This is a genomic window from Dietzia sp. SYD-A1 (assembly GCF_015356725.1).
Classification (GTDB): Bacteria; Actinomycetota; Actinomycetes; order Mycobacteriales; family Mycobacteriaceae; genus Dietzia.
On the sequence record NZ_JADDKI010000108.1, the window covers coordinates 1 to 5,626 of the forward strand.

Annotated in this window: 6 protein-coding genes; 2 read left to right on the forward strand and 4 right to left on the reverse strand. The window is 72.9% G+C overall.

Translation table 11 applies throughout. The features are described from left to right. A partial coding sequence (locus IY392_RS05180) for a carboxyltransferase domain-containing protein (protein ID WP_194860699.1) occupies positions 1 to 505 on the reverse strand: 505 nt, incomplete at its 3' end. Then, positions 502 to 1,419 carry a LamB/YcsF family protein gene (locus IY392_RS05185; protein ID WP_194860700.1) on the reverse strand — a complete coding sequence of 306 codons (918 nt, stop codon included), beginning with the start codon at positions 1,417 to 1,419 and terminating at the stop codon, positions 502 to 504. The genes IY392_RS05180 and IY392_RS05185, both read right to left, overlap by 4 nt. A gap of 58 nt (positions 1,420 to 1,477) precedes the next feature. On the opposite strand from IY392_RS05185, the gene IY392_RS05190 reads away from it, so the two are divergent. After that, the gene (locus tag IY392_RS05190; RefSeq protein WP_194860701.1) at positions 1,478 to 2,134 is read left to right on the forward strand and encodes a hypothetical protein; all 657 of its coding nucleotides are present in this window, start codon (positions 1,478 to 1,480) and stop codon (positions 2,132 to 2,134) included. On the opposite strand, the gene IY392_RS05195 is transcribed toward IY392_RS05190, so the two are convergent. Then, on the reverse strand, positions 2,079 to 3,368 hold the full coding sequence (locus tag IY392_RS05195; protein WP_107757440.1) for an FUSC family protein: 1,290 nt from the start codon (positions 3,366 to 3,368) through the stop codon (positions 2,079 to 2,081). The genes IY392_RS05190 and IY392_RS05195 overlap by 56 nt on opposite strands. Further along, positions 3,325 to 3,741 carry a DUF3151 domain-containing protein gene (locus tag IY392_RS05200; protein ID WP_031265088.1) on the reverse strand — a complete coding sequence of 139 codons (417 nt, stop codon included), beginning with the start codon at positions 3,739 to 3,741 and terminating at the stop codon, positions 3,325 to 3,327. The genes IY392_RS05195 and IY392_RS05200 overlap by 44 nt, the downstream gene beginning before the upstream one ends. A gap of 203 nt (positions 3,742 to 3,944) precedes the next feature. Here IY392_RS05200 and IY392_RS05205 point away from each other — a divergent pair, with 203 nt between their 5' ends. Beyond that, positions 3,945 to 5,624: an alkaline phosphatase gene (locus tag IY392_RS05205; RefSeq protein WP_194860702.1), complete on the forward strand. Its 1,680-nt coding sequence runs from the start codon at positions 3,945 to 3,947 to the stop codon at positions 5,622 to 5,624. Positions 5,625 to 5,626: the final 2 nt, after the last annotated feature.

Sequence of the window (5,626 nt, forward strand, 5' to 3'; positions counted from 1 at the left end):
CTCCGGTGGCGGCGCGGTCGCCCCGCGATACGGTCCCATCCCCGGTCAGGTCCCGCTCGTCCACGAGATAGAAGAACCCGGGCGCGAATCCACCGAACGCGGCGCGCCAGGTGATCGCTTGGTGCCGGCGGATCAGAGCGTCCGTCGAGAGTTCGGCGAGATCGGCGACCTCGCTCAGGTCGGGGCCGTCGTAGCGGACGTCGAGGACCACGTCGCGGACCCGCCCGCCGTCGTGATGTCCGGAGTCGTGAGTACCGCCTGGGGGGCGCTCGGCCGGCGCCGCACGCGTGTCCCGCGCCAGCAACTCCTCGAGCCTGCCGCGCAACGCGGGGAGGGCCGTGGCATCTCGGGCGGTCACCAGGACCGTCCGGGCCCCGGCGACCACGTCCACCGCCTCCGGGCACCTCTGTTCCACGCGCCGCGCCAGCTCCACCGCCGCGGACAGGTCAGCACAGTCGAGCATCAGCGCCGCTTCGCCGCAGGGGCGGATCCTCGTCGTCGTCATCGGGGCCCGTCCCTCGCGCCGGCCCGGTCGCCCTCATCCTGCGGCGACCCGCGCGGCGGGGGTGGCACTGACGGCAGGGGCGGTGCGGACACCGACCCGGTGAACGGCGCCACCTCCACCCCGGCCGCCTCGAGCGCCCGGCGGACCCGGCGGGCCAACCCGAGTGCGCCGGGGGTGTCGCCGTGCACGCACACCGACTGCGCGGACACCACGATCCGCGAACCGTCGTCGGCGCTGATCTCCCGTTCTCTCGCGATGTCCACGACGCGGGCAGCGACCTCGTCCGCGTCGGTGATCACCGCCCCGGGCCGACCGCGCGGCACCAGCGTCCCGTCAGCGCGGTACCCGCGGTCCGCGAAGGCCTCCGAGACGGCGGCGATCCCCACCGACGCGGCGTGCGAGAGCACCACCGAACCCGGCAGGCCGAGGATGGGCAGGGGATCCTCGTCGGCGAGGTCCGCATATCGCAGGACGGCGTCCACCACGCCGGCGGCCTGATCGGAATCGTGGGCGATCCGGTTGTACAGGGCGCCGTGCGGTTTGACGTACCGGACCCGCGTCCCCCGCCTCCGCGCCGCCATGTCCAGCTCCACGAGTTGGAAGTACACGTGGTCGGCGAGTTCGCCGCGCGTGATCTCCATCTCGGTCCGCCCGAAGTTCGCCGCGTCCCGATAGGAGGGGTGCGCGCCCAACGCCACCCCTCGTTCCGCCGCGGCCGCGGCGGTCGCGGACATCGTGGGGCGGTTGCCCGCGTGGAAGCCACACGCGACGTTGGCGGAGGTCACCACGTCCAGCAGGGCCGCGTCGCCGGGATCGGGTCCGGATCGCGCGCCCAGCGACCATGACCACCTCAGCGTCCCCCGGCGGGCCTCCCCGAGGTCGCAGTTGAGGTCGATACGGTGCACGTTGTCCATCCTGCCGTCATCGTGGCCCGGGTTCGACCGCGAGCGCCGGTGAGTCCATGATGGAGGCATGATCGTCCTCCGCTGCGGCTCGGCGCCGGTCCCGACCGTCCTCGGCGAGCACCCGCGAGTCGAATGCAGCGAGATGCCCACCAAAGACGACGTCAACCGAGCGCTCTACGAGGTCGGACCTCGTCGCCGCGTGGTGGTGTGCGGCACCGACGCCGGCCTGGCCGCCCTGCTCACGCGCCTGATGCGGTCGGAGAACCTGGACGTCGAGGTCGCGTACGTCGCGGAGGACCCCACCCCGGCGACCCGCGCCTACGACCTGCCCACCGGTTCGGCCGCGGCCAAGCTCGGCGTCCGGGGCGAGGCCCGCGAGGTGCCACTGATCCGGGACGAGACCGGAACCGTCCTGGTGGGCGAGGCCACCGTGACCGGGCCGGGCGGCGCCCACCTGGTGGGCGAGGCCTACGCCGACGACGAGCGGATCTTCTCCGGGGAGATCGACACCCTCACCGTCCGACCGACACCGGAGCTGCCCGGAGTCCGCGCCACCGCGGCGCGACCGCGCAGGGTGCTGCGGCGCTCGTGGCTCGCCGCCCGCGCGGTGCAGCTGGGCACGGAGGCGGGGATGATCACCCGGGACGGCGTGACCGGCCGGCGGGCGGTCAAGAGGACCTCTTTCTATCGTCATATCGAGCCATGGAGGCTCGTGTCGCCCTGAGCGGGGGAACGACGTTCGGGGGCCGGTCCGGGTTCTCCGGCCACTCCTCCAGCAGTTCCGGCTCCACGGCGGGCGTGCGGACGGTGGGGGGCAGCGTGGCCAGCGCGGAGATTTTGCTCAGCCCCGCGACCTGCATCATGTCCACGAGGATCGAGCGGATCTGCGCCAGCATCACGGTCTCGGTGAGGCCGGACCCCGGCACCAGCTCCCGCTTGGCCCGTGCCGCCACCCCGCGCAGGGCCCGGTGGACCTGGGCGTCGGTGGGAGCGGTCGGGTCGGCGGCCACGCGGCGCGTGAGCAACTCCAGCGCCTCTCCCAGCGCCCCGATCAGCGAGCTCAGCGCCGGCGGGACGTCGACCTGGTCGTCGACCGCCACGATGGCCCGCCGGGCCAGGACACGGATGTTGCGGATCCCGTTGTCGAGCGGGTTGAGCACGCCCGTCAGCACGATCTCCTCCGGCCGGCGCCGCCGGTAGAACGGCGAGATCCGCACCAGTTCGCGAGCGCCGGCGAGCTGCTCGGCGATCTCGTCGACCGCCGGCTGGGTGTCGCGGGCCTCCTGCAGGGCGGAGCGGATGAGTTCCGAATCCCGGTGGTCCAGACCCTGGGCGACCTCGGCCAGCACCGACGAGGCCACGCCCAGGAGCGAGGCCGCCTCGCGGCGGGCCCGGCGCAGAGGGTGAACGGGCATCAGCGCCATGGCCACCAGCGCGACGACGCCGCCGACGGCCGCGTCGACCATCCGCTCGTACCCACCCGCGCTCCCCGGAGGCAGGAGCGTGGCCACGAGGATCGCCGACGACGCGGCCTGCGTCCCGACGAGCGCCCCGCGGTCAAGGAACACCGCCGCGGACATGGCCAGGATCACCACCGCGGTGATCTGCCACGGACCGGAGCCGATCTGGGCGATCAGGAGGTCGCCCAGACCCACCCCCACCACCACACCGATCACCAGCTCGACTCCCCGGCGTATCCGGCGACCCATGCCCGTACCCAGAGCCAGGGCGGCGGCGATGGGCGCGAAGAACGGCGCCGGGTGGCCCAGCACGTCGTGGGCGAGGAACCAGGCGATCCCCGCGGCGAGGCCGCACTGCACGATCGGCAGGAAGGCGTACGCGAGTCTCCGGGTCCGCGCCCTCAGTGGGGCCGGGAGCGCGCCGTAGACGCCCTGCGTGCGGGCGTCCAGTCGGTCACGCCAGGCCGAGAGGCGCGGCGGCGTGCGGGTCCGACTCATTGACCAGGTCCAGACACCGGATGTACTCCTCCTCCTCGCCGATCGACTGCGCGGCGCGGGCCAGGGCGGCCACGCACCGCAGGAAGCCACGGTTGGGTTCGTGATCGAAGGGCACCGGCCCGAATCCCTTCCAGCCGTGACGTCGCAGCTGGTCGAGCCCGCGGTGGTAGCCGGTGCGGGCGAATGCATAGGCGCCGATCACGTCACCGGCGTCGAGCGCGCGCTCGGCGAGTTCCGCCCAGGCGATCGACGCGGTGGGATGAGACGCCGCCACGGCGCGGGGATCGTCACCAGCGGCGATGGCGTCCTCCGCCTCGGGGTCGCCGGTGAGACGGGTGGGCGGGGGGCCGAGGAGATCTCCGAACTGGGTCATGCCCCCATTGTCCACGATCCCACGACACCCGAGCGCCACCCGGCCAGCGGCCGACCCCCCGGCATCACCTCGAGGGCCGCGAAGGCCGGCCCGGGTGCGCTCGCGAGGGCTGGGGAGGGCCCGAGTGGATGCGGCGGTGAACTCTCCGTGACAAATCAGTGGGTTTTCTCACCTACCGACCGCGGGTGGGGTGAACTGGACGCATGGATCCTGCCGCCCGCACCGGGACTACGCCCACCACCACCGGTCTCGCCCGTCGGACCGTCCTCAAGGCCGGGGCCCTGGCCGGGGCCGCGGTGGGCACGAGTGCGCTGGCGGGCCGGTCCGCGGTCGCGGGCGCCGACGTGGCGGTGTTCCAGCACGGGGTCGCGTCCGGCGACCCCATGCCCGATCGCGTCATCCTGTGGACAAGGGTGACCCCCGCGCCCGACGCGTTCGCGGGTTCGGGCCGCGGAGTGCCCGTCACCGTCAGTTGGGAGATCGCCAACGACCCCGGTTTCTCCCAGGTCGTCCGGACCGGTTCGCTCGTCACCGACGCCGGCCGCGACCACACCGTCAAGTTCGACTGCACCGGCCTGGCCCCCGACCGCTGGTACCACTACCGCTTCCGTGCGCTCGGTCAGACCTCGCCCACCGGTCGCACCCGCACCGCCCCGGCGGACGGGGCGCTGCCCTCCACCGGCCGCTGGCGCATCGGGGTGGTCTCCTGCTCCAACTGGGAGGCGGGGTACTTCTCCGGGTACCGCCATCTCGAGGCGCGCGGGGACCTCGACGCGATCGTCGAACTGGGCGACTACATCTACGAGTACGGCCGCGATGAGTACACGGGCAAGTTCGGGGCGGTGCGGCCCCATGATCCCCCGCACGACACCGTGACCCTGGCCGACTACCGGATCCGCCTGGCCCAGTACCACACCGACCCGGACCTCCAGTCCCTGCACGCGCACGTCCCGTGGATCTGCACCTGGGACGACCACGAGCTCGCGAACGACAACTGGTCCGACGGGGCCGAGAACCACCACCCACACCAGGGGCCGTTCGCCGACCGCAAGGCCGCCAGCTCCCAGGCCTACTTCGAGTGGATGCCGGTGCGGCCCGAGTCCCTCCGCGACGGTGGACACCTCTACCGGCGGTTGCGCTGGGGCTCGCTCGCCGAGATCAGCATGCTGGACCTGCGCTCGTACCGCACGGAGGGGCCGGACCGCTTCGACGGCCACGCGATCGACGTCACGGGCACGATCACCGGCGCCGAGCAGTTCGACTGGCTGGCCCGTGGGCTCAGGTCATCGACCGCCCGCTGGAACGTCATCGGCAACTCGGTGATGATCACGCCCGTGCTCCTGCCCCCTCTCGATCCGCGGACCACCGCCGCGCTCACCGAGTTGCTGGGCGTCCCGCGCGAGGGCATCACCTACAACCCCGACCAGTGGGACGGCTACGCGGGTGAGCGCCGCAGACTGATGGAGGTCATCCGCGCCGCCGGCACCCGCAACACCGTCTTCCTCACCGGTGACATCCACACTTCCTGGGCCAACGAGGTGCCGTTCGAGCCCGCGGACTACCCGGGCGCGGGCGTCGGTGCGATCGAGTTCGTGACCCCGTCGATCACCAGCAACAACATCGACGACATGGTCAACCTGCCGGAGGGCAACCCGCTGTCCCAGACCGCGCAGGGGGCCCTCACGCAGGTCAACCGCCATGTGCGGTGGGTGGATCTGGACCGCCACGGTTTCACGGTGGTCGAGTTCACCACCGACTTCGCCCACGCCGACTACTGGGCGCTGGTCGCGCGCGAGGACCCGGCCAGCGGCGCCTACCCCCTCGCCAGCTGGCGGGTGCGGCACGGGACCGACCAGCTGGAGCCGGCCGGCCCGCTGCCCTGACC